Source organism: Winogradskyella thalassocola (genome assembly GCF_900099995.1).
GTDB classification, from domain to species: Bacteria; Bacteroidota; Bacteroidia; order Flavobacteriales; family Flavobacteriaceae; genus Winogradskyella; species Winogradskyella thalassocola.
Genome location: NZ_FNCZ01000001.1, coordinates 689,227 through 710,370, shown reverse-complemented (window position 1 = coordinate 710,370; position 21,144 = coordinate 689,227). Strand labels below are relative to the sequence as shown.

The window sequence follows — 21,144 nt, the reverse complement described above, 5'->3', positions numbered from 1 at the left end:
CCTTAATCTAATAACTCCGCTAACTGTTTACCAATGGTACTACCAATGGCAATTCCCATTCCGCCTAAACGCACTCCGCAAAACACATTATCTGAGACTTGTTTTACGATAGCCTTTTTCTGTTTACCAACTCCCATAATTCCAGACCATCTATGATCAATTTCAAAATTAGTGTGTGGTAAAATAGTAGTTTTTAAAAGTTCTTCAAGCTTATTTTGAATGATTTGGGTTTGTCCTAATTCTGTAGTTTCTTCGGTTTTAAAATCTAAATTTCGCCCCCCTCCAAGCAATAGTCTATTGTCAATGTTTCTAAAATAATAATAGCCTTCATCTAAATGAAACGTGCCTTTAATATGTAAATTCTCTATTGGTTTTGTAATTAACACTTGTGCTCTAGCGGGTTTTACTTCAGAGATATTGAGCTGTTTTGCAAATCCGTTAGTGGCAATAAATAGTTTTTTTGTTGTTATATCGAAATGATTCGACTTTATTTTCACCGAATTTGAATCTTCTGAAAATGATTCAACTGTAGTATTATTTAATGTTTTTATACCTAAAGATTGGACTTTATCTAATAAAGCATCCATCATTTTTCCTGTATCAATTTGCCCTTCAAAAGGATTAAAACTATAATGGGATTTTATCTCTTTAAATCCAAAGCTATTTTCCTTAAAAGAAAATACTTCAGTATTAAAAAGTGGATACAATAGTTGATTGATTTGTGACTGTTTTTCAACACATGAATTATATAATGTTTCATCAGTATCTAGGAACAATTCATAACCTCCTAAATTTTGATAATCTATAATAGTATCTCCAAGAGTTTCTCTAAGAATTTGAAGGCCATTAATACGTTTTTTCACTAGCTCTAGGACTTCTTCCTCTGAATGTCGTTTTAAATCATCTATAATCTCACTTAAACTTCCGAAACACGTAAAACCAGCATTTTTTGTACTAGCCCCTTGTGGAAGTATCCCTTTTTCTAGAATTAAAATTTTAGACATGGGAAAGCGTTGCTTCAACTCTAAGGCACAATTAAGACCCACAATGCCGCTTCCAACAATTGTAAAATCAATGTCAGTTAACCAGTTTTTTATTTCCCAATATGATAAGTTCATAGCATAAAAAAAGCTCCTTGTTTAGGAGCTTTTAAAGTAATAAAATATATTCTTAATCTACTATAATTTTCTTAGTCACTTTTTGTGATCCATCCATAATAGTTAACAAATACACTCCAGATTGTGCATTGTTAAGCTGAATCGTTTCGTCAAACCTACTAACGTTATTATAGTTTTTAGTATAAATAGATCTCCCTCTAATATCATAAACAGCGACAGAGATATCTTCACCTGATTTTGGATTAAAATGAATATTGAACTCCCCGTTATTAGGATTTGGATAGATACTTAATTGATCTAATTCGTTATCTTGAACTGATAATACGGCTTCAACAGAATTTTCACAGACCTCAATTGTCACCGAATTAATTACACTAGACGTATTGTCAACTGTACTATCAAAAATAAAAAACGTCCAAGTTCCTTGAGAATTTGTACCATCTACAGCAGATAATGCATCTTCTGGAATAACATTATTGCCACTACTAAGAGTAGAACAGTTTATAGCTCCACCTTCATCGTCAAAAACTAAATTCGGATTCGCACTACCCGAACATTCTTGAGATGCTAATCTTATAAGAAATGCACCTGAATATTCTGGGTGTCTAAAACCGTATAATAAATCACCGCTGTTTGGATGCGTAATATCTACTGAAATATTTGCATCCGTCATTGTTAACGAAGCTGGAACATTAAGATTCAATCCAGAATAAGTATTTGCGCTTTCCGGCACTGCTACTCCTAAATCAAAGGTATAACTTTCACACACATCTACAGTTTCATATACATAATTACCAATTGCGAAGAAAGACGCGTTAAGATTATAAAAAATATTCCCAGCACCTTCGACCATTATTCTACATTTTGCTCCACTTACATTAGGTACAACAATCTGGTGAGAGCCATCATTTGGAACATTAGTCGCTAAAAAAGTATCATACGTTAAACCTTCGTCTGTAGAAAGACGAATGTTAACATTGGCTGTATTAACTCCGTTACCAGTTGTACCAGCAACATTCCAAGTTATGGTTTCAGTTTCACCGGGTGTCCAAACTATTTGATCGGCACTTTGTGATGTTACTGTAAACGGACCTGCTGCGGCAATATTATTAATGGTCATTTGATCTGAATCTGTTTGACCTCCTCTAGCATCATTATCTCTTACAGTTAATGCAAAAGTCATACTTCTATTAACGCTTGCTAATTTCTCCCATGTGGTTGATGTGCCTCCATTAGTTAAAACATCTGAAAGTCTTGGAATATATCTAATTGGATCTTCAGTGCCTTCAAAAGACCTTACTAAAGGGCCAGTAAATGTTGTTTCTGTTGGTACACCTGCAGTTCCTAAATCATATTGTTCCCATGTGTACGTTAATGTTTCCATTCCGTCAACGTCGGTAGACCCATTTCCATTTAATTTATAAGGTGTTCCTTGAGGTATGGTATAATTTGCTCCGGCATTTGCAACTGGCTCAGTATTTCCTGTAGTTGTTCTATTTACAGGACAAGCACCTGTACTTGTCACATGATTCCATATCGTATTTATACTATTCTGATGAAAATATGCATCACTACCAACCTGTATATTATCCGACCCACATATACCTGCATAGGCCATAATTGTTGTTCCACTTCCTGGCTCATAAGCAGTAGAAGCCGATCTATTTGCACCTGAGCAATTACCCACTGTTCCGTTAAAAGTATGTGGAGCTCCAAATTGATGCCCCAACTCATGCGCAACAAAATCTATATCAAAAGCATCACCTATAGGTTGTGTCACCCCTGTTACACCTCTTGCTTTAAGGTTAGTATTACAAGTAACACCACGAGTAGCTAAACCACCTGCTCCAGTACTAAAGGTATGACCAACGTCATAGTTTGCAGATGCTATAGCAGTATTGATAACACTCTGACTTTGTCCAATTAAAATACTTTCATTATCATTATTAAATACGTCTGTTGCACCATCTGTATATATTATACTCGCGTTATTTGCAACTAAGGTTAAGGTAATTGATAAATCGCGCTCAAAAACACTGTTAACTCTGTTCAACGTTACAACTATAGCGGCCATAGCGTCAGCAACGGTTCCTCCATGAAATTGTGTATACTCTCCTGTAGCGGCTACTGCAATACGATAATTCCTTAAAGTACCGTCATTTGCGTTTCTCGCTTGAGGAGTATCAAAGTTCGTTGTATCCATAAGCGGATCGTCTATAACACCACATTCAAAGTCTAAATTTCTATTCGTTAAATTTCTTTTAGAATACACAGTGTAGATATCACCTTCTTTAGAAAACGGGTCAATAAACTCAGTACCATTAGATGCTCCTAAGATAATGGCATGAAACCCTTTTGAAGTAATACTAAATCGTATTATTTCTGTTGGATTATCAATTCCTTGACCAGCATAAGTTCTCATATTTGGAAACTGATCCTGAAGTTCTGATTCCATCATTGAAGCTTCAAACACCTTAAAGGTAGTTAATTCACCTTCTGAATTAGGAAAAGAAAGAATAGTGTTTCCTGGATTTTCTCTATCACCAATATTCTGAACTTCAGCTTTTAATTGTTCTATATTTAGATGGAAAAACTTTTCAGATTTAAGATTTATTTTTCTCAAAACCTGTTCAGATTGTTTTGCTTTTTCAGCATTTATACTCGTCCATAATTCAGGTGAGTTCTGACCTTGAGCGGACAGTGAAAAAAGCACAATAACAACTGTGCTAATTTTTAAAACGTAATTCTTAAGCATAATTTTCTTTTTTTTTTAATAGCTTATAAAGTTACGTTTTTTATATTAAAAAACTTGTTACCCTATAAAAACGCTCGATTCTTAATTGAGATATTGAACAAAAAAAACCCAAACTTACATTTGGGTTTTAATATTATTCTTCAATTGGTTTTTCTAATTTAAAGTCTTCCATAAACTTAGTGGTATAATTACCGGCCAAATATTCTGGATGATCCATTAGTTGTCTGTGAAATGGTATTGTTGTTTTAATACCTTCAATCACAAATTCATCTAAAGCACGTTTCATTTTATTAATTGCTTCTTCTCTAGTTTGAGCTGTTGTAATCAACTTGGCAATCATAGAATCGTAATTAGGAGGAATACTATAACCTGCATAAACATGCGTATCTAATCTCACTCCATGTCCACCTGGTGCATGAAGCGTTGTGATTTTCCCTGGTGAAGGTCTAAAATCATTAAATGGGTCTTCAGCATTAATTCTACACTCAATAGAATGTAAATTTGGCGTATAGTTTTTACCAGAAATTGGCACTCCAGCAGCAACTAATATTTGTTCTCTAATTAAATCGAAATCAATAACTTGTTCTGTAATTGGGTGTTCTACTTGGATCCGAGTATTCATCTCCATAAAGTAGAAATTACGATGTTTATCTACTAGAAATTCTACAGTACCAGCACCTTCATACTTAATGAATTCAGCAGCTTTAACGGCAGCTTTACCCATTTTAGCTCTCAATTTATCTGTCATAAATGGAGAAGGCACTTCTTCTGTTAATTTTTGATGACGTCTTTGGATAGAGCAATCTCTTTCTGATAAGTGACATGCTTTTCCTCTTGAATCACCAACGATTTGTATTTCGATATGGCGTGGCTCTTCGATGAGTTTCTCCATATACATATCATCATTCCCAAATGCTGCTTTAGATTCTGAACGCGCAGATTCCCAAGCATTTTGAAGGTCTTCTGGTTTCCAAACGGCACGCATACCTTTTCCACCACCACCTGCAGACGCTTTTAGCATTACAGGATAACCTGTTTCTTTAGCAACTTTTATACAATCTTCAAAGGTCTCAATAATACCTTCACTTCCAGGAACACAAGGTACACCAGCAGCTTTCATCGTAGCTTTAGCATTGGCTTTGTCACCCATTCGGTTAATCATTTCTTCTGACGCACCAATGAATTTTATACCATGCTCTTCACATATTTTTGAAAATTTTGCGTTTTCAGATAAGAATCCGTAACCCGGATGAATAGCATCTGCATTTGTAATTTCTGCAGCTGCAATGATATTTGATATTTTAAGATAAGACTCACTACTTGGCGGTGGTCCAATACACACAGCTTCATCTGCAAACTTAACATGAAGACTTTCTGCATCCGCTGTAGAATATACAGCTACCGTTCGTATGCCCATTTCCTTACAGGTTCTAATAACTCTAAGCGCTATTTCCCCTCTATTGGCTATTAATATTTTTTTAAACATAACTTTTATGTATTTAAAATTTCAAATTCCAAATTCCTATAGATTTAGAAATTATACTTTGGAATTTTAAATCGGGTTATGATGGATCTACCAAGAATAATGGCTGATCGAACTCTACTGGAGACGAATCGTCAACAAGTACTTTAACGATTTTACCAGAAATTTCTGATTCAATCTCGTTAAATAATTTCATTGCTTCGATAACACAAAGAACATCACCTTCTTTAATATCAGTACCAACCTCTACAAAAACTGGCTTATCTGGAGAAGGTTTACGATAAAATGTACCAATTATTGGTGACTTTATAGTAATGTATTTTGAGTCTTCAGCAGGAGCAGCAGCTTCTTGTACTGGTGATGCAGCTTGTTGGGCTGGCATCTGCTGTTGCATTACTGGAGCAGCTTGCATTGGCATTTGTTGTACAATTGTAGTCTCGTTTTCTGAACCTGTTCTAATGGTGATTTTAATATCATCCATTTCTAACTTAACTTCACTTGCCCCAGATTTGGCAACAAATTTAATTAAGTTCTGAATTTCTTTTATATCCATAATTTTAGATATTTTGATTAGTTAGTTTGTTTTAGTTAGGAATTGTAAGCCCACTTAAGATAAATTGAGCCCCAAGTAAATCCGCCACCAAAGGCAGCAAATATAATTTTATCACCTTTTTTAAGTTGTGATTCGTAATCAAACAATAATAATGGTAAGGTAGCAGAAGTCGTATTACCATACCTCTGAATATTCATCATTACTTTATCTTCTTCTAATTCAATTCTATTGGCCGTAGCATCAATAATACGTTTATTGGCTTGATGTGCTGCTAACCACGCAATATCATCGTTTGTAAGATCATTTCGTTTCATAATCTTTTCTGCGACATCCGCCATATTAAAAACAGCATTTTTGAATACTGTTTTTCCATCTTGAAAAACATAGTGTTTTCCTTCGTTAAAGGTATCTTTATTTATAGGATAAGAAGAACCACCGTAAGTAGCTTGTAAGAAATCTCTTCCTTCTCCATTACTTCTAAGCAATTCATCTTGCAGACCTAATCCTTCTTCGTTAGGTTCAAAAAGTACCGCACCTGCACCATCTCCAAAGATAATACACGTTGCTCTGTCTTTATAATTTATGAATGATGAATTTTTATCGGCTCCTATTAGAAGAATCTTTTTGTAGCGCCCCGCTTCTATATAAGCTGTTGCTGTTGACATTCCGAAAAGAAAACTAGAACAGGCTGCTTCCAAATCGTATGAAAACGCATTTACAGCACCAATTTGTGTTGCTGTATAAGCTGCTGTTGCGGCGGCTTTCATGTCTGGTGTGGCTGTACAAACAATAACCAGATCAATCTCTTTAGGGTCTAATCCTTTTTTTTGAATTAGATCTTCAGCCGCTTTTATGGCTAAATATGATGTGCCTTTTCCATCCTCTTTAAGAATTCGACGTTCCTTTATACCGGTTCTTGAGGTGATCCACTCATCATTGGTTTCAACCATTGTTTCGAGGATCTTGTTCGTTAAAACATATTCAGGAACGTAGCCTCCGACAGCTGTAATTGCCGCTGTGATTTTACTCATTATTAGCTTTTAGATTAATTAAAAGTATGAAAAATTGATAAAAAACGTAGTATTTAATTCAATTTTCCACGTTTTTTGGCAAATAGTAACGCAAAGTAAGTGGTTTTTGCTGTATTCAAAAAATAATAACAAAAAAAACGCTCACATAGGAGCGTTTTCTTGTATGCATGCATAGTACTTATGCTGCGTTTTCTTCTTCAACAGAGTTGTCAATAAGAACTTGACCTCTATAATATAATTTACCTTCGAACCAATGAGCTCTATGGTATAAGTGTGGCTCACCAGTTGTTGGGCAAGTTGCTATTTGAGGTACAGAAGCTTTATAATGAGTTCTTCTTTTATCTCTTCTTGTTTTCGATATTTTACGCTTTGGATGTGCCATTTTAAATGTTATTTATCCGTTAATAGTTTTTTTAAATTATTCCAACGAGGATCAATATCCTCAGATGATTTTACTTTGTGGTCCTCACTTGGACTCAGCTCTTCTAGTTTTGAAAGTATATCTGATTGCAATGTGCCATCTTCAATACCTGGATGAATTCTCTTAATAGGAACCGCTAAAATAATGAGCTCATATATATATTGTGCTACATTAATCTCATATTCTCCATGAGCTATAATTAAGATATCTTCATTATCATCATTATACTCATTCCCAAACTTAACTACCAATTTAAAATCGTCGTTAATTGTCTGGTTATACGGTTCATTAGTAATATCGCAATTCACATTTACTGTGCCTTTAGCCGAAAAATACAACTCTAAAAGTGTTGATTTTTTTTCAAATTCTAGGTCAATTTCAACATCAATTGCATTAAATTCATCATATTCAAAATGCTGAAAGAACGTATTATCAATTTGAAAATCAAAATGATGCACTCCGTCTTTTAATCCTACAAAAGGGATAGTATAAGATTTTAATGCCTTCATTATCACATTCAATTTGAGCGTGCAAATATATAACTTTTTCCTTACTTAACGCCTAGATATCAACAAATTTTGTTTATAACTATCGAGATCCCTTTTTTAGAGGGTTTTTACTGTAGTAATTATACTCCTCTCTATGTCTAAAAATTTCGATTGCCGTAACTATGGCTTGTTTCATTGAGCTTTCGTCTGCTATACCTTTTCCTGCTATCTCATATGCTGTTCCATGATCTGGAGAGGTTCTTACTTTATCTAAACCTGCCGTGTAATTAACCCCTTTGCCAAAAGCAATAGTTTTAAAAGGAATTAAGCCTTGATCGTGATAAGAAGCAATTATAGCATCGAAATTTTTATACGTATTAGAACCAAAAAAGCTATCTGCTGAATAAGGTCCGTATACTAAAGTTCCATCAGCTTTTATTTTTTCTAAAGTGGGTTTTAAAATCGTATCATCTTCATTACCGATCACTCCATTATCCCCTGCATGCGGATTAATAGCTAAAACCGCTATTTTTGGTTTTCTTACTCCAAAGTCCTGTATTAAAGACTTGGTAACCGTTGCTATTTTCTCTTTAATAAGATCTACGGTAATCGCGTTACTCGCATCCTTTAGAGGCACATGGTCGGTTAAAAGCCCTACTCGCAATTCATCAGAAACCATAAACATTAAACTTTTTCCATTTAAAGCTTTAGCCAAGTAGTCTGTATGACCTGGAAAGTTAAATGTTTCGGACTGAATATTATGTTTGTTAATTGGAGCCGTAACTAATACATCAATAGTTCCTTCTTTTAAAGCTTTGGTCGCTGCTTCGAGAGATTTTATGGCGTATTCTCCTATTTTTTTGTCTTCTGTTCCAAATTCAATTTTTACAGCTTCATTCCAAACATTAACGACATTAACTTTTCCGTGAACCACTTTTTCGGGGGTATCAATACTAAAGAAATTAATTTTACTATTAAAATGATTCTTAAAAAACTGCATTGTTTTAGCTGAAGCAAAAATCACAGGAGTGTTTAATTCTAAAGATCTTGGGTCTTCGTAAGTTTTAATGACTATTTCTGCACCAATACCATTAAGGTCTCCAATAGAAATCCCTATAATTATCTTTTCGTCTTTTTTCATTTTTTGTCTTTAACTTTGTAACTGCAAATTTAACTAAATAAAGTACAAATTATGTTTACAGGTATTATAGAAGATCTTGGTACAATCAAAAAATTAAATAGAGATGGAGGAAATCTTCATATTACAGTACATACCGCTATAACTAACGAATTAAAAATTGATCAAAGTGTTGCTCATAATGGAGTGTGTTTAACGGTTGTTGGTATTGAAGGAGATACTTATACCGTTACTGCCATACAGGAAACGCTTGATAAAACCAATTTAGGATTACTAAAAGAAAACGAATTTGTAAATATTGAACGCGCTATGAAACTAGGCGACCGCTTAGATGGCCATATTGTTCAAGGTCATGTAGATCAAACAGCAACTTGTATTGACATAAAAGAGAACGAAGGTAGTTGGGTATTTACTTTTGAATATGATAAGAATCTTAACAATATTACAATTGAAAAAGGATCTATTACAGTTAATGGGGTGAGTTTAACAGTTGTAAATTCTGAATTGAATCGTTTTTCAGTAGCGATAATACCTTATACATTTAATCATACAACCTTTAAAACATTAAAAGTTGGTGATACAATAAATTTAGAGTTTGATGTTATTGGGAAATATGTAAAACGTCTTAATGATCTAAGATATTAAGCATTTTTGTGAGATAATTTATAAGACTTATAAATACCATAGCACAACGCAAGTAAAAATAAAACTACTATTCCACCATCAATAGGTAGACCAGGAGGAGGAGGTGGTGCTGGCGGTGGAGGCGTAGCTCCCTGAGCCATAGATGCGAAACCAACGAAAAAAACTAAGACAGAGGCAAACATATTTTTCTTGTGCATTCTATTAATTATAGGTGTAAAAGTATAAAAAAAAATGAGTTAACAAAATTAAATGAACTAAAAAACATCTTCAAACGGTAAATTTATCCGATAAAATGCATAAAATGAGGTTGAAATAGGGAAGTTACCTACATTTTTATTTTTACATATGGCAAATATAATATTAAAATTATATAAACAACACACTGTACTCGCTCAAATCACAAAATAAGCGTTTAACTACCAACGGTTTCTAAAAATAAAGTCGAAAAACCGCATTAGTAGTAATCCCTAATGAATATCTGGAAAACTTTATTGCATTATCATCTCCATCAATTCTATAATAGTTGTTGATTGGATTTTTAACATCAGAAATATTCCAAGCAGACATACCAACTTCTGAACGAAACACCTTATTTATCTTAAATTTATAAAGTGCTGAAGCATCAATTCTTAAATAATCTTGTAATCGTTCGTTATTGGCCTTACCAAAATTGATTTCATTGGCTGTAACTTCATTTTCTACTAATGGTATCGATGTTGGTTTCCCTAGCCTGTAATTTAATCCAGCAGAAATGTTCCACGACTCATTACTATAGGTTGTTCCCAATGAAAAGGCATGCGTAATATCAAAATTGCTAGGAAACTCAATTTCTTCAAGCGTTTTAAAGGTATAATCGTTTTTTATATATGAATAACTCAACCACGTATTTAGATGATTGAAATTTTTTCGGACTAAAAATTCGGCTCCTAAAACATCGTAGCTTCCTTTTTCTTTTTCAAATTCATACTTGGTGGTAAATCCTTGGCTTTGTGTGGTGATACCATCAACTTTTTTGTAATACACTTTGGCATCTATTAACCAACCTTTGTTTTTATAAAGCAATCCTAATGAGGCTTGTTTACTTTTAATTATTGGGATACTATCATTATCTGTGAGTTGCCATCGACGTTTTTCTACTCCTAAAAAATCATTTTGGAAATTGATAATTTGCGAGGTGTTTTGATGTTTAAACTCACCTAATGCTTCTAATTCAACATGATTTCCTAAAGCTTTTCGAATACTTAAACGCGGTTCTACAATCAATTCATCAAACTTTTCTAGATAATTCGCCCTAACTCCTAATTTAACGCTAAGATCTTTCGTGTCATTTTCAAACTGTGTCTGAGCAAAAACCGCTTGTTCTCTTAAAACTTCAGAATCACGTCGTACAAATCTTGGCACATCGATATCATTTAGGTTTGTAATTTCCGATTCAATAAAATTATAGCCCAAATTGAATTGCCATAAGTTTTGAGTATAAAACCCTTCTAATTTTGCTGAAGTTTCAGACACTATATTTTCTTGTAAGAAACGCTGTTCTGCCATAACGTTAGCATTTACTGCTTGTAATGTATAATCTGTATTATAAACATTAAGCACAGTACTTAATTTATCATTCCACTGCCGACGATAATTTAAGCCTACCGAAATACTTTTTTGAGAAATACTACTTTCTCGTGTTTCTTCTACTCCATTAAAAAGGGCAGATTCATCAAAGGTTAAATCGTTATGAACTAGCATAAAATTTAATCGTAAAAAATCCTTATCCGATGGCTTATAAAGCCACCTTAAAGACGCATCATAAAAATCGAAGGCTTGATTTGAGTTACTAACATTAGAGGTGTTTTCTGCGACCTCTGTATCTTGTGTCACACGTTCAAAATACGTTTTATAAGTTGGTGTTCTTACCAATTCATCTATAGATTTACGTCCTGCAATTTGAACTGAAGACTTTTTACCAATTGGTGCATTTAAAAATAAATCGGCATTAAGAAGATTAATTCCAAAGGAACCTTTATAATTGGATTCGATGGTTTTACTAGAATGCATATCAATAGTTCCTGAAACACCATCGGTATAAGACGCATCTGTACCGTTATTAATTACGGTTGCCGTTTGTGTGATTTGCGGATTGAAACTTGAAATAAGTCCGAAAAAATGGCTGGATTGATACATTTTTATCCCATCCCAAAGCATTAGATTTTGGTCGTGAGACCCTCCTCTTATATTAATATTGGAAACGGTTTCGTCAACGCTTAATACTCCAGGCAATGCCTGAACCGTATGTAACACATCAGACTCTATAAGTCCTGGCAATAAGGTAAACTTGCTATAATCAATAGCTATACTTCCGTCTTGTTGCTTGTCTATACCTTTAACAATATAGCCGTTGAGCACTACAGAACTAAACACTTCAGCTTCTTCAATTAAAGTAATAGCGTCACAACTATTTAATTTAAAAAATTTGGCTTGGCGCTCTATGGTTTTAAAACTTATAAATCGGATGGTAAGAAGCGTCGCTAATGATGGGACTTTAATTTCAAAATAGCCATCATCATTAGTTACTGTATAATTGTGTTTAGTATTGATGGTTGCTCCATAAAGCGGATTTTCCATGTTGTCTCGCAAATAACCACAAATTGTAATGGGTTTAGTGATACTAAAGACCACGTCGCTAATTTTGGTGAAAATTAAATTGGTCTGTTGTTCTAAGGTTTCAATTTTTGTATTTAGACTTAGATCGTCAGCTAAAGGAATGACATAGATCTCTTTTAGAAGGTCACTTTTATAATTGAAATTAACATTATGACTTTTAGAAATCTCATTAAGCACTTGTATGATAGACATTTTTCCGTCATTAGCTTGTGCTTTTACTGAAAAGCAAATTAATACACTTATTAAAAAAGTTATATACTTAATCTTTAGCATTGTGTATGACGACCTCTTTATTATTTATAATTTCATAGGTCAAACCAAGCGGCTGTGTAATTGCTTTTAAAGCATTATTAAGGTTATCGTGCTCAAATGCGCCTGTAAATCTCAACGTATTTGCAGTAATGGAATCGGTAATTGTGATGTTATATTGAGTTTCAAACTCTAAAAGCACTGCTTGTATTGACGCATCTTTAAATACACTCATGTTTTTAAGCCAATACGGTTCTGCTGTAATAATGTTAGATTTTTTAGCCCTTCCTGATTTTAAAATAAACTCTGAACCGGCTGGTACTTTTATAACCGCATCGTTACAACTGACTTGCACCAAACCTTCATAACACGTTACTTTAAAAATGCTATCCTTTGTAAACACATTAAACTCGGTTCCTAAAACCGTTACTTTTCCAAATTCAGTATTGACATCGAATTGTTTTCCTTTTTCGACATCAAAAAAGGCTTCTCCTTTTAAATTTAAGGTTCTTTCGTTATCCCAATTTGAAGCGCTGTAGGTAAGTTGAGATAACTCATTAAGTTCTACTCTAGAATTATCAGGAAGTGTAATGGTTTCTTTTTGTGCTAAATCGGTTGAAATTGTACTTGTATTAGCTCTATTTAAAAACAAAAATAAGGTTAAACCAATAACAAAAACAGCTGCAAATCGTGATGCTATATTCATCCAATTAATTGACGCTGCTTTTTTATTTTGCAACTGGCTTTCTAAAGCTTCAAACGCAGGCACTTTTGCATGCTGATGACCACTAAAGCGCTGTGCTTCTTCTGCTATTTCATTATACAGCTTCGCATCATCTAAAGCATTAAAAGCTTCCGCCTCTGCTTCAGATAAGTTGTTGTCCAACCATTTTTTTAGTAAATATTCTTTGTCCATAACTTGATGCTATACTTTTAAAACAACTCAACTTTCAATTGTCCCAAAATTATTTTCAATTCAGTTCTTCCAATTGATCTTTCAACTTATTTAAGGCGGCGTAAATTCTATGTTCAGCTACTTTTTTGGTAATATTTAATAGCTCTGCAATTTCTTTATGGGTTTTTCCATCGACTTTACTTAAAAGAAAAGCCACACGTTCTTCTTCTTTTAATGCTGACAAGGCTGTTTCGTAACGCTTTAAAAATTCCTTTTTACGCAGCATGAATTCTGGCGTCTCATTGGTATAATCCTTAGGCTTTACTTCTTGGTGCTTAAAAACAATCTTTTGGTGCTTCACCTCGTTAAGCATCATATTATTTGCAACCGTATATAAATAAGATTTTGCAGCTTCAGGTGCCACTTTAGCACAATTTTCCCATAATTTAATAAAGGCATCTTGCACTTTATCTGAAGGGTTTAATAAATCACCATATTTGTAATACAAAATAGTACTCATGCTTTGCGCATACTTTTCGTAGAGTTTAGAAAAGCGTAGTTTATCACAGATATCTTTGTGGAGCGACTTAGGCAATTAAAAGTGGGTTTTGAAATTTGAATTACCAAAAGTATGCTTTTTTTTAAAGACCGTACAAAAGATAATGTTACTAAAACATCAAATTTATATTTTAAAAATTGCCATAAAAATCAATAAAATAATTGAGGCTATTTTAACATGTAATTGTTTTAAAACTATAAGCCCAGTTTAAAACTACACAACATATAAATCCATCTAATGAAAATAAAAAAAACAATGATTCACACCTATAAACAACTCAAATTGCAATTAAATAAATAAAAAAACAATACATTTCTTGGGACATTTAATTCATCAGTTGTTCTAAGTATAAAGACGGTAATTAATATGCTTTATTAATTGAAAAACTAAAAACAAATTATTTATGAAAACTATGAAACCTTTCCTTTTTGCCTTAGTTGGTTTATTCTTAACTATGACATCTTGTAGAACTGAAGATGATATAAGTATTGACCCTCCAGCAGAATCTACTTTACAAGCTAATTCAGCTTTGACAAATCAGATTCAAAGAGTTGCCATGAACGATGGTTCTGTAGATAACGTCGTTTACAATGCCAATTGTTTTACCATTCAACTGCCAATAACAGCAACCATAAATGGAGTAGAATTAACAATTACCAACATTGATGATTATGATGACCTTGAGGATATTCTAGATGAATTTGATGATGATGACGATACTGTTGTTCTCAATTTTCCTATCACCATAATTTTTTCAGATTATTCTGAAATTCAAGTTAACAGTTTAGATCAGCTTGAAGATTATGCTGATGATTGTAATGATGAAAATGAATTTGATGATGACATAGAATGTTTAGATTTTGTATATCCAATTTCGGCTTCCGTTTTTAACACCAATAATGAAGTTATTGCAACACTAACATTTACAAATGACTATGACCTTTATGAATTTATAGATGATATAGATGAAGATGATTTAATTGGTTTTGAATTCCCTATAATCATCATTATTGCTGATGGTAATGAAATTGTAATTAACAATTTCGACCAGCTCGATGATGCTATTGATGATTTTGGTGACGATTGCGATGAAGATGATGATTACGATTATGACGATGACGATTGTACGAACTGTACACCAAGCCAATTAGAATCTATTTTAACAGCGTGTTCAGGTTGGTATATAGACGAATTAGAACGTAATGACAATGACTTAGAAGACAACTATACAGGTTACCTATTTAATTTCTCTACAGATAATACCGTTACAGTGACTTGGAGTGGTAACACTGCCAACGGAACTTGGACGACAAGTGGAAGTGGAAATAACATCACAATAACCTTTGATATTCCAGGATTTGATGACATTAATACCACTTGGAATTTACATGAAATCGATAACGACGATGATGATAACGAAGTTGAAGTCAGCTTTGAAATTGGAGATGACGACGAACTAGAATTCAAAAACGATAATTGTAACTAAATAGTTGGTCAAATTAGTGGCCTATACTTAAGGTCCCTATTTTACTTGATTAATAGCAAACCAACCATGAGGATATTCGTGGTTGGTTTTTTTTTAGATATTGGAGTCCTACTTTTCTTTAAGACTCGTTTTTATAGTCTCATAGACAGACTTAACCTCAGCCTCTCCATACTTCCGTTCTAAACGTCTTATCGTAAAATGTGCTGTTGCCATATTCTGAAAATGATCTACAAATACATAATTTAAACCACCTCCTCCAATAGCCCCTACAATAGGTACAGCTTGTGCTAAAAATTTCTCACTGATAAGAAGACTTAATCTCGTAGCAATTTTAGATAAAAAATTACCCACAGCATTAGATCCCAAAGCACTTGCTCCTTTTACCAAACTATCCAATCCCATTTTTATACTCGCAGTTGATACATTGCTTAATGCTGAATTTAACGCCATACGCGTGGTGTAGTAACTGGCTTCCATACCGTCATCATCTATAGAATCTCCACCAAGCGCAAAAACTTGCAGACATGCCATTTGCCCTTCTAAAGTATAAATATCTTCACCTTTACTACGCGCTATATCCATAATCGTACGCATTAAAAACTTAGTGGTAAGTGTCACTTCTGAAGCAAAAATAGCAGTACCAAAACCTGTAGACGATCCAAAAAAACCACTTAAAGCTCCTGTGCCTGTTACAATACTTTTATACGTGTTTTTTGAAGGCTTTTTAAATGTTTTGTTTTTTTGAATGGTTAATAAATTAGCTTTTATAATTTTTAATAATACCGATTCTGTAATCTTCTGCACTTTAACCAATACTTTTTCTGGCACGTAGCTAATTCCTGTTTCAACCGTATTACCAATTTTATTGACATTACGAATTGCCCAACCTAAATTTTGCATGCTAGATTTGGCGCGCATTAAGGCTTCTTCGTCTTCTGGTGTTATGGGATTTGTGATTAGATTCAAGGTTTGAGGTTTTATTAAGATTTGTCGTTAAATCTTAATGATTGTTACAAAGCTACTCTAATAGTGACATATCATAAACCCTGTTTTGGCTTGTTTTATATTGAAAAGACAAAAACCACTATACATTTGTAACCAACCTTGTACCTTTGCAATATGAATATAGGATTAGTACTTTCTGGAGGAGGTGCTCGCGGAGCAGCACATATCGGTGTCATTAAGGCATTAGAAGAACACGGTATCTTTCCTACACATATTGCAGGCACTAGTTCGGGTGCTATTGTAGGAGCCTTATATGCCGCTGGAGTTTCTTGGCCAGAAATATTAACGTTCTTTAAAACCATCCCACTTTTTCATACTAAAAGATTTGCGCGAAATAAACCTGGATTTTTAAATTCTGATAACTTCTATGATGACCTTAAAACCTATTTTCCGAAAGATAATTTTAGTGATTTAAAAAAGCCTTTATTTATACCCGCAGCAAATATCATTGACGGAACGTCTAAGATGTTTAGCAAAGGGCAACTTATAAAACCGATTATAGCTTCAGCCTCATTTCCTGGTATTTTTACACCAACCGAAATTAACGGACAATTCTATGTCGATGGAGGCACCTTAAATAACTTTCCGGTAGAACCCTTAAAAAAACATTGTGATAAAATTATAGGAGTGTATGTTAATCCTTTAAAAGCGGTTAATATGAAAGACTTAAAACATTCTTATTCAGTTATAGAGCGCGCTTATAAAATTAAGGTAGCCGCTGAATCCACAACTAAGTTTCCAGCCTGTGATCTTGTAATATGCCCACAAGAATTAGTGAACTATGGAACTTTTGGAATGAGCAATGTAGATGCTATTTTCAATTTGGGATATACATCGACACTAACAGCACTAAAGGATAACCAAGGCCTTTTCATGCCATAAATAAATCGAAATTGTTTTTTGCCACCGAGGATTAAAACCAACCACAACCTACTCACAGACAGTATTATGTTTTATTTGAAAGGAATTTTAACAGTTCTCGACAAACTCAAAACCAACCAATTAATAATTAAATGAAACTAATCAAAACCTTAGGACACCTAGGTCTTGTCGCCTCTATTCTTATAAGATTAAGTGCGTGTTTTCTACATTATACCCCTTCCATTTTATATCATTTTGAACCTAATGAGTTTTTCAAATTTGTATCTTAAGGCATCCTATTACCAGGCGATGGAGGAAGAATTACTTTTGTATAAGCCTTAATTTTTTAAATAAAATATAAACATATACTATAATCACATGAAAAAACCAGTAGTTATTGCTCAAGTAAGCTCCTTAGAAAATAAGCAACCAGAACATGCACTGGTCAACGGATTAGACTTAGTCATCGTGAAATTTGATGATGATATTTCTGTGCTTTACGGAAGATGTTTGCACAGAGGAGCACTAATGTCCGACGGTCATGTAGATGGTCACAATCTAATTTGCGGAGTTCACGGATGGGATTATCGTGTAGATTCTGGAGTTTCAGAATATAATAATAAAGAAGTGCTTCATAAATTTTCAACTAAAATTGAAGGTGATGATTTATTTGTAGATGCTTTTGAAATTGATTCGTACTTGCAAAATTACCCACAACCTTTTAATCGCGACACCTATTTAGGTGCTTACGCAGATACGCATCCAGAAGAAACAGAACCATACACAGGGTATATAAAAGAATTGGCTCAAAATGGTTTAAAAAATATTGGACATCATGGGTTTTCTGCTTCTATGGGAGTCGATAGAAATACACTTCCTAAATGGAACGATATTCAGTTTTTACCGGCACAATTAGCATCGAAACCTTTATTAGATCATGAAGCCGTTGCTACTAAAGTTGTTATTGGACCAGGAGCAAAAAAGCCATTAGAACTAGATATGCCACTTTTTGTAAGTGATATGAGTTTTGGAGCCTTATCTCGTGAAGCCAAAATAGCCTTATCAAAAGGAGCTGAATTAGCAGGAACAGGAATTTGCTCTGGTGAAGGTGGCATGTTACCCGAAGAGCAAGCGAGTAATTCCAAATATTTTTACGAATTAGCATCCGCTCAATTTGGATTTTCTTGGGATAAATTAGATAACGTACAGGCCTTTCATTTTAAAGGTGGTCAAGGTGCAAAAACAGGAACAGGAGGACATTTACCAGGCAATAAAGTAAGTTCTGAAATTGCAACTGTTCGCGGACTTAAAGAAGGGGAAACAGCCATTTCACCAGCTGCAAACCCAAATTTTCATACCGTTGAAGACTTTAAAGTATTTGCAGATAAAGTTAGAGAACGTACCGGAGGCATTCCAATCGGGTTTAAAATTGCTGCAAGTCATATAGAAAAAGACATTCAATTTGCACTCGATGTTGATGTCGATTATATTATTCTCGATGGTCGTGGTGGAGGAACAGGCTCTGCTCCGACTATTCTAAGAGATCATATTAATGTGCCAACCATTCCGGCATTGGCAAGAGCAAGAGCTTACATGGATAAAGTTGGTGCAACTGATGTCACTTTAGTCATTACAGGAGGTTTACGTGTTGCTGAAGATTTTGCAAAAGCCATGATGTTGGGAGCAGATGCTATTGCAGTATCTAATTCGGCATTACAAGCTATTGGGTGTTTAGGGATGCGTGCTTGTGGAAGTAATAACTGTCCTGTAGGGATTGCGACTCAAAAAGAATCTTTACGTAGCAGATTAATTATAGATTCTTCGGCTAAACAATTACAAAACTACTTTGAAGCTACCAACGATTTAATCAAAGTTGTAGCACGTGCTTGTGGCTATGATACGATCTCTAAATTCAATCAAGAAGATCTTTCCACATACGATCACGATATGCATCAACTTACAGGAATTAATTACGCAGGAATAAAATAAAAGATACTATGGAAAAACAAATGCATTTAGCGGCTCAATATTTAGCTGCAGCAGGAATAAGCTTTTTAGAAAAACAACCAGACGACAGCCATACTAACTTAGGGTTTGATAAAGAAAATGGAAGTCTTTTTACACATACACTTTCAGATCAAGGCGATCAGTTGTGTTTGAATTATGACAACTTTGCACTAGAATGGAAATCTAATAAAGGAACGATAACTTTTGAACTAGATGGCGCAATGCATGTTGAAGTTTTAAGTTGGTTGGCGGACACTTCTAAAACACAGTTAAATAAAACCTATCACTATGGATTTCACTACGATTTGCCTTACTCCATAGACAATTCTTTTACGTTTGAATTGTTAGATTCCGATAAATTGAATACACTCAAAAACTTACGTGTTTTAGCGCAATCAGTTCTTGAAAAAATAGATCAAAACTATAATCTTAATGCATCAATTAGAGTTTGGCCACATCACTTTGATTCAGGTATTTATAGTGCATTACCCGATTCTGATATTACTATTGGATTAGGTTTAGCAATTCCTGATGCTATTTGTAGCAAGCATTATTTTTATATCTCAGGATACAAAAATGGAAATAAAATAGACACGTCTCAATTACCAAAATTAGAATCCGGAGAATGGAAATCTGGTGAATTTACTGGAGCAATTCTCAATGCAGATGGTATCGTAGAATCGGAAGGTGTAACCTTTTTTGAAGAAGCAATTCATCAACTAAAAAAGAACTAATTTAGAATGGATGACCTCGTGAAATTTCTATTGTCTTAACTTTAAGTTTAGCTAAAGCGCAGGAGATTGGGTACGTCATCTAACCTATTTTATCGTCTTATTTTCAATTCGCATTAAAGTTTTGTAAATACATTCAGCAGGAAAAAATAAAAATGAAACATCTAAAATCTATAGGTTTTATAATCGTTGTATGTATTACAAATTTTGGTTTCGCCCAATTAAGCGATTTAGCTAGGATAGATTATACCATACTTCCTGCAGGAAATTCAAATATTGAGTATAATCGTGTTCGTGCCTTATTCAACTACCCTATTAAACTAACAAAGGAAAGTACCTATTTGTTTTTAGGTTTAGATTATAGTAATATAAATCTAATTATGGCTGAAAATCCTTCTTTTAACAAAGAAGAACTTAATGGCTTTCAATTACTAGACTTTAATATTGGCTATACAACACCTTTAAAAAATGACTGGCGTTTAGGTGTAAGATTAACTCCAGGATTTAGTTCTAATTTAACTGCAAATGATTTAAGTTTTGAAGATGTTATCATTTCTGGAGACCTTGTTTTTATAAAAGATAAAATAAAATGTAAAGATGTAGAAAAACCGTGGAGGCTTATTCTGGGAGCTTCCTATTCTGGAAATCGCGGTTATCCTTTCCCATTACCTTTTATTAGTTATTATAGAAAATTTCATTCTAAATGGTCCTTTAATATTGGGATTCCAAAAACAAATTTACAGTATCATGCTTCTAGAAAACATCGGTTTAAAATTTATGCTGAACTTGATGGCTTTACAGCCAACTTACAACGTGGTGTCCTTATAGATAATACTTTAAATGCAGAAAGTATTAATATGTCTTTACTGTTAAGTGGATTGCAATACGAATTTCATATCACTAAAAATATTCAGTTTTATGCTAGAGCTTCATATATTTTGAGCAATTCAGTTAATTTAAGAGATGAACACAAGGATAATCTAATAGAACTAGATAACGCTAATACATTGTATTTAAGAGCAGGGATTAGACTTAAGATTTAATCATCGTAAGCCGCTTATTGC

At 33.8% G+C, this 21,144-nt stretch carries 19 protein-coding genes; 6 read left to right on the top strand and 13 right to left on the bottom strand.

What is annotated here, in order from left to right:
• Window positions 1-2 precede the first annotated feature (2 nt).
• From BLT80_RS02970 to pdxA, 8 genes are all read right to left on the bottom strand, one after another.
• Window positions 3-1,118 (bottom strand): NAD(P)/FAD-dependent oxidoreductase, encoded by a 1,116-nt coding sequence (locus BLT80_RS02970; protein ID WP_092466093.1) that lies wholly within the window; start codon window positions 1,116-1,118, stop codon window positions 3-5.
• A 52-nt stretch (window positions 1,119-1,170) separates the two neighbouring features.
• On the bottom strand, window positions 1,171-3,873 hold the full coding sequence (locus tag BLT80_RS02965; protein ID WP_092466092.1) for a zinc-dependent metalloprotease: 2,703 nt from the start codon (window positions 3,871-3,873) through the stop codon (window positions 1,171-1,173).
• A 133-nt stretch (window positions 3,874-4,006) separates the two neighbouring features.
• A complete protein-coding gene (gene accC, locus BLT80_RS02960; protein WP_092466091.1) occupies window positions 4,007-5,359 on the bottom strand; it encodes an acetyl-CoA carboxylase biotin carboxylase subunit in 1,353 nt (450 codons plus the stop codon).
• A gap of 76 nt (window positions 5,360-5,435) precedes the next feature.
• Window positions 5,436-5,909: an acetyl-CoA carboxylase biotin carboxyl carrier protein gene (gene accB / locus BLT80_RS02955; RefSeq protein WP_092466090.1), complete on the bottom strand. Its 474-nt coding sequence runs from the start codon at window positions 5,907-5,909 to the stop codon at window positions 5,436-5,438.
• A 35-nt stretch (window positions 5,910-5,944) separates the two neighbouring features.
• Window positions 5,945-6,940, bottom strand: coding sequence for a beta-ketoacyl-ACP synthase III (locus BLT80_RS02950; RefSeq protein WP_092466089.1), 996 nt, complete (start codon window positions 6,938-6,940; stop codon window positions 5,945-5,947).
• Window positions 6,941-7,118: 178 nt separating this feature from the next.
• Entirely contained in the window at window positions 7,119-7,322 is a 204-nt protein-coding gene (gene rpmF / locus BLT80_RS02945; protein ID WP_092466088.1) for a 50S ribosomal protein L32, read from the bottom strand.
• Window positions 7,323-7,330: 8 nt separating this feature from the next.
• Window positions 7,331-7,870: a YceD family protein gene (locus tag BLT80_RS02940; RefSeq protein ID WP_092466087.1), complete on the bottom strand. Its 540-nt coding sequence runs from the start codon at window positions 7,868-7,870 to the stop codon at window positions 7,331-7,333.
• A gap of 79 nt (window positions 7,871-7,949) precedes the next feature.
• Window positions 7,950-8,990 (bottom strand): 4-hydroxythreonine-4-phosphate dehydrogenase PdxA, encoded by a 1,041-nt coding sequence (gene pdxA, locus BLT80_RS02935; RefSeq protein WP_092466086.1) that lies wholly within the window; start codon window positions 8,988-8,990, stop codon window positions 7,950-7,952.
• Between the two features lie 51 nt (window positions 8,991-9,041).
• Between pdxA and BLT80_RS02930 the strand changes: the two genes are divergently transcribed.
• A complete protein-coding gene (locus BLT80_RS02930; protein ID WP_092466085.1) occupies window positions 9,042-9,632 on the top strand; it encodes a riboflavin synthase in 591 nt (196 codons plus the stop codon).
• On the opposite strand, the gene BLT80_RS02925 is transcribed toward BLT80_RS02930, so the two are convergent.
• From BLT80_RS02925 to BLT80_RS02910, 4 genes are all read right to left on the bottom strand, one after another.
• Window positions 9,629-9,814: a PID-CTERM protein-sorting domain-containing protein gene (locus tag BLT80_RS02925; protein WP_092466084.1), complete on the bottom strand. Its 186-nt coding sequence runs from the start codon at window positions 9,812-9,814 to the stop codon at window positions 9,629-9,631. The two genes, BLT80_RS02930 and BLT80_RS02925, sit on opposite strands and share 4 nt — an antisense overlap.
• Before the next feature lie 247 nt (window positions 9,815-10,061).
• Window positions 10,062-12,560 (bottom strand): TonB-dependent receptor, encoded by a 2,499-nt coding sequence (locus BLT80_RS02920; protein ID WP_092466083.1) that lies wholly within the window; start codon window positions 12,558-12,560, stop codon window positions 10,062-10,064.
• Window positions 12,547-13,452: a FecR family protein gene (locus tag BLT80_RS02915; protein ID WP_092466082.1), complete on the bottom strand. Its 906-nt coding sequence runs from the start codon at window positions 13,450-13,452 to the stop codon at window positions 12,547-12,549. The genes BLT80_RS02920 and BLT80_RS02915 overlap by 14 nt, the downstream gene beginning before the upstream one ends.
• 55 nt (window positions 13,453-13,507) lie before the next feature.
• Entirely contained in the window at window positions 13,508-14,026 is a 519-nt protein-coding gene (locus BLT80_RS02910) for an RNA polymerase sigma factor (RefSeq protein ID WP_092466081.1), read from the bottom strand.
• Between the two features lie 367 nt (window positions 14,027-14,393).
• Here BLT80_RS02910 and BLT80_RS02905 point away from each other — a divergent pair, with 367 nt between their 5' ends.
• The gene (locus tag BLT80_RS02905; RefSeq protein WP_092466080.1) at window positions 14,394-15,476 is read left to right on the top strand and encodes a hypothetical protein; all 1,083 of its coding nucleotides are present in this window, start codon (window positions 14,394-14,396) and stop codon (window positions 15,474-15,476) included.
• A gap of 108 nt (window positions 15,477-15,584) precedes the next feature.
• Here the strand turns inward: BLT80_RS02905 and BLT80_RS02900 are convergent, their stop codons facing one another.
• Complete coding sequence (locus tag BLT80_RS02900) at window positions 15,585-16,442, bottom strand: EcsC family protein (RefSeq protein ID WP_092466079.1); 858 nt, start codon at window positions 16,440-16,442, stop codon at window positions 15,585-15,587.
• A gap of 153 nt (window positions 16,443-16,595) precedes the next feature.
• Between BLT80_RS02900 and BLT80_RS02895 the strand changes: the two genes are divergently transcribed.
• The 4 genes from BLT80_RS02895 (at window position 16,596) to BLT80_RS02880 (ending at window position 21,123) form a co-directional block, all read left to right on the top strand.
• Window positions 16,596-17,363 carry a patatin-like phospholipase family protein gene (locus BLT80_RS02895; RefSeq protein ID WP_092466078.1) on the top strand — a complete coding sequence of 256 codons (768 nt, stop codon included), beginning with the start codon at window positions 16,596-16,598 and terminating at the stop codon, window positions 17,361-17,363.
• A gap of 357 nt (window positions 17,364-17,720) precedes the next feature.
• Complete coding sequence (locus BLT80_RS02890) at window positions 17,721-19,331, top strand: glutamate synthase-related protein (protein WP_092466077.1); 1,611 nt, start codon at window positions 17,721-17,723, stop codon at window positions 19,329-19,331.
• Window positions 19,332-19,339: 8 nt separating this feature from the next.
• On the top strand, window positions 19,340-20,083 hold the full coding sequence (locus tag BLT80_RS02885) for a hypothetical protein (protein WP_092466076.1): 744 nt from the start codon (window positions 19,340-19,342) through the stop codon (window positions 20,081-20,083).
• A gap of 152 nt (window positions 20,084-20,235) precedes the next feature.
• The gene (locus tag BLT80_RS02880; protein WP_092466075.1) at window positions 20,236-21,123 is read left to right on the top strand and encodes a DUF6268 family outer membrane beta-barrel protein; all 888 of its coding nucleotides are present in this window, start codon (window positions 20,236-20,238) and stop codon (window positions 21,121-21,123) included.
• Window positions 21,124-21,144: the final 21 nt, after the last annotated feature.

What these genes read in the sequence shown, in the direction of transcription:
- BLT80_RS02970 (WP_092466093.1), bottom strand. Translation starts at nt 1,118, where the DNA reads ATGAACTTATCATATTGGGAAATAAAAAACTGGTTAACTGACATTGAT.
- BLT80_RS02965 (WP_092466092.1), bottom strand. Translation starts at nt 3,873, where the DNA reads ATGCTTAAGAATTACGTTTTAAAAATTAGCACAGTTGTTATTGTGCTT.
- accC (WP_092466091.1), bottom strand. Translation starts at nt 5,359, where the DNA reads ATGTTTAAAAAAATATTAATAGCCAATAGAGGGGAAATAGCGCTTAGA.
- accB (WP_092466090.1), bottom strand. Translation starts at nt 5,909, where the DNA reads ATGGATATAAAAGAAATTCAGAACTTAATTAAATTTGTTGCCAAATCT.
- BLT80_RS02950 (WP_092466089.1), bottom strand. Translation starts at nt 6,940, where the DNA reads ATGAGTAAAATCACAGCGGCAATTACAGCTGTCGGAGGCTACGTTCCT.
- rpmF (WP_092466088.1), bottom strand. Translation starts at nt 7,322, where the DNA reads ATGGCACATCCAAAGCGTAAAATATCGAAAACAAGAAGAGATAAAAGA.
- BLT80_RS02940 (WP_092466087.1), bottom strand. Translation starts at nt 7,870, where the DNA reads ATGAAGGCATTAAAATCTTATACTATCCCTTTTGTAGGATTAAAAGAC.
- pdxA (WP_092466086.1), bottom strand. Translation starts at nt 8,990, where the DNA reads ATGAAAAAAGACGAAAAGATAATTATAGGGATTTCTATTGGAGACCTT.
- BLT80_RS02930 (WP_092466085.1), top strand. Translation starts at nt 9,042, where the DNA reads ATGTTTACAGGTATTATAGAAGATCTTGGTACAATCAAAAAATTAAAT.
- BLT80_RS02925 (WP_092466084.1), bottom strand. Translation starts at nt 9,814, where the DNA reads ATGTTTGCCTCTGTCTTAGTTTTTTTCGTTGGTTTCGCATCTATGGCT.
- BLT80_RS02920 (WP_092466083.1), bottom strand. Translation starts at nt 12,560, where the DNA reads ATGCTAAAGATTAAGTATATAACTTTTTTAATAAGTGTATTAATTTGC.
- BLT80_RS02915 (WP_092466082.1), bottom strand. Translation starts at nt 13,452, where the DNA reads ATGGACAAAGAATATTTACTAAAAAAATGGTTGGACAACAACTTATCT.
- BLT80_RS02905 (WP_092466080.1), top strand. Translation starts at nt 14,394, where the DNA reads ATGAAAACTATGAAACCTTTCCTTTTTGCCTTAGTTGGTTTATTCTTA.
- BLT80_RS02895 (WP_092466078.1), top strand. Translation starts at nt 16,596, where the DNA reads ATGAATATAGGATTAGTACTTTCTGGAGGAGGTGCTCGCGGAGCAGCA.
- BLT80_RS02890 (WP_092466077.1), top strand. Translation starts at nt 17,721, where the DNA reads ATGAAAAAACCAGTAGTTATTGCTCAAGTAAGCTCCTTAGAAAATAAG.
- BLT80_RS02885 (WP_092466076.1), top strand. Translation starts at nt 19,340, where the DNA reads ATGGAAAAACAAATGCATTTAGCGGCTCAATATTTAGCTGCAGCAGGA.
- BLT80_RS02880 (WP_092466075.1), top strand. Translation starts at nt 20,236, where the DNA reads ATGAAACATCTAAAATCTATAGGTTTTATAATCGTTGTATGTATTACA.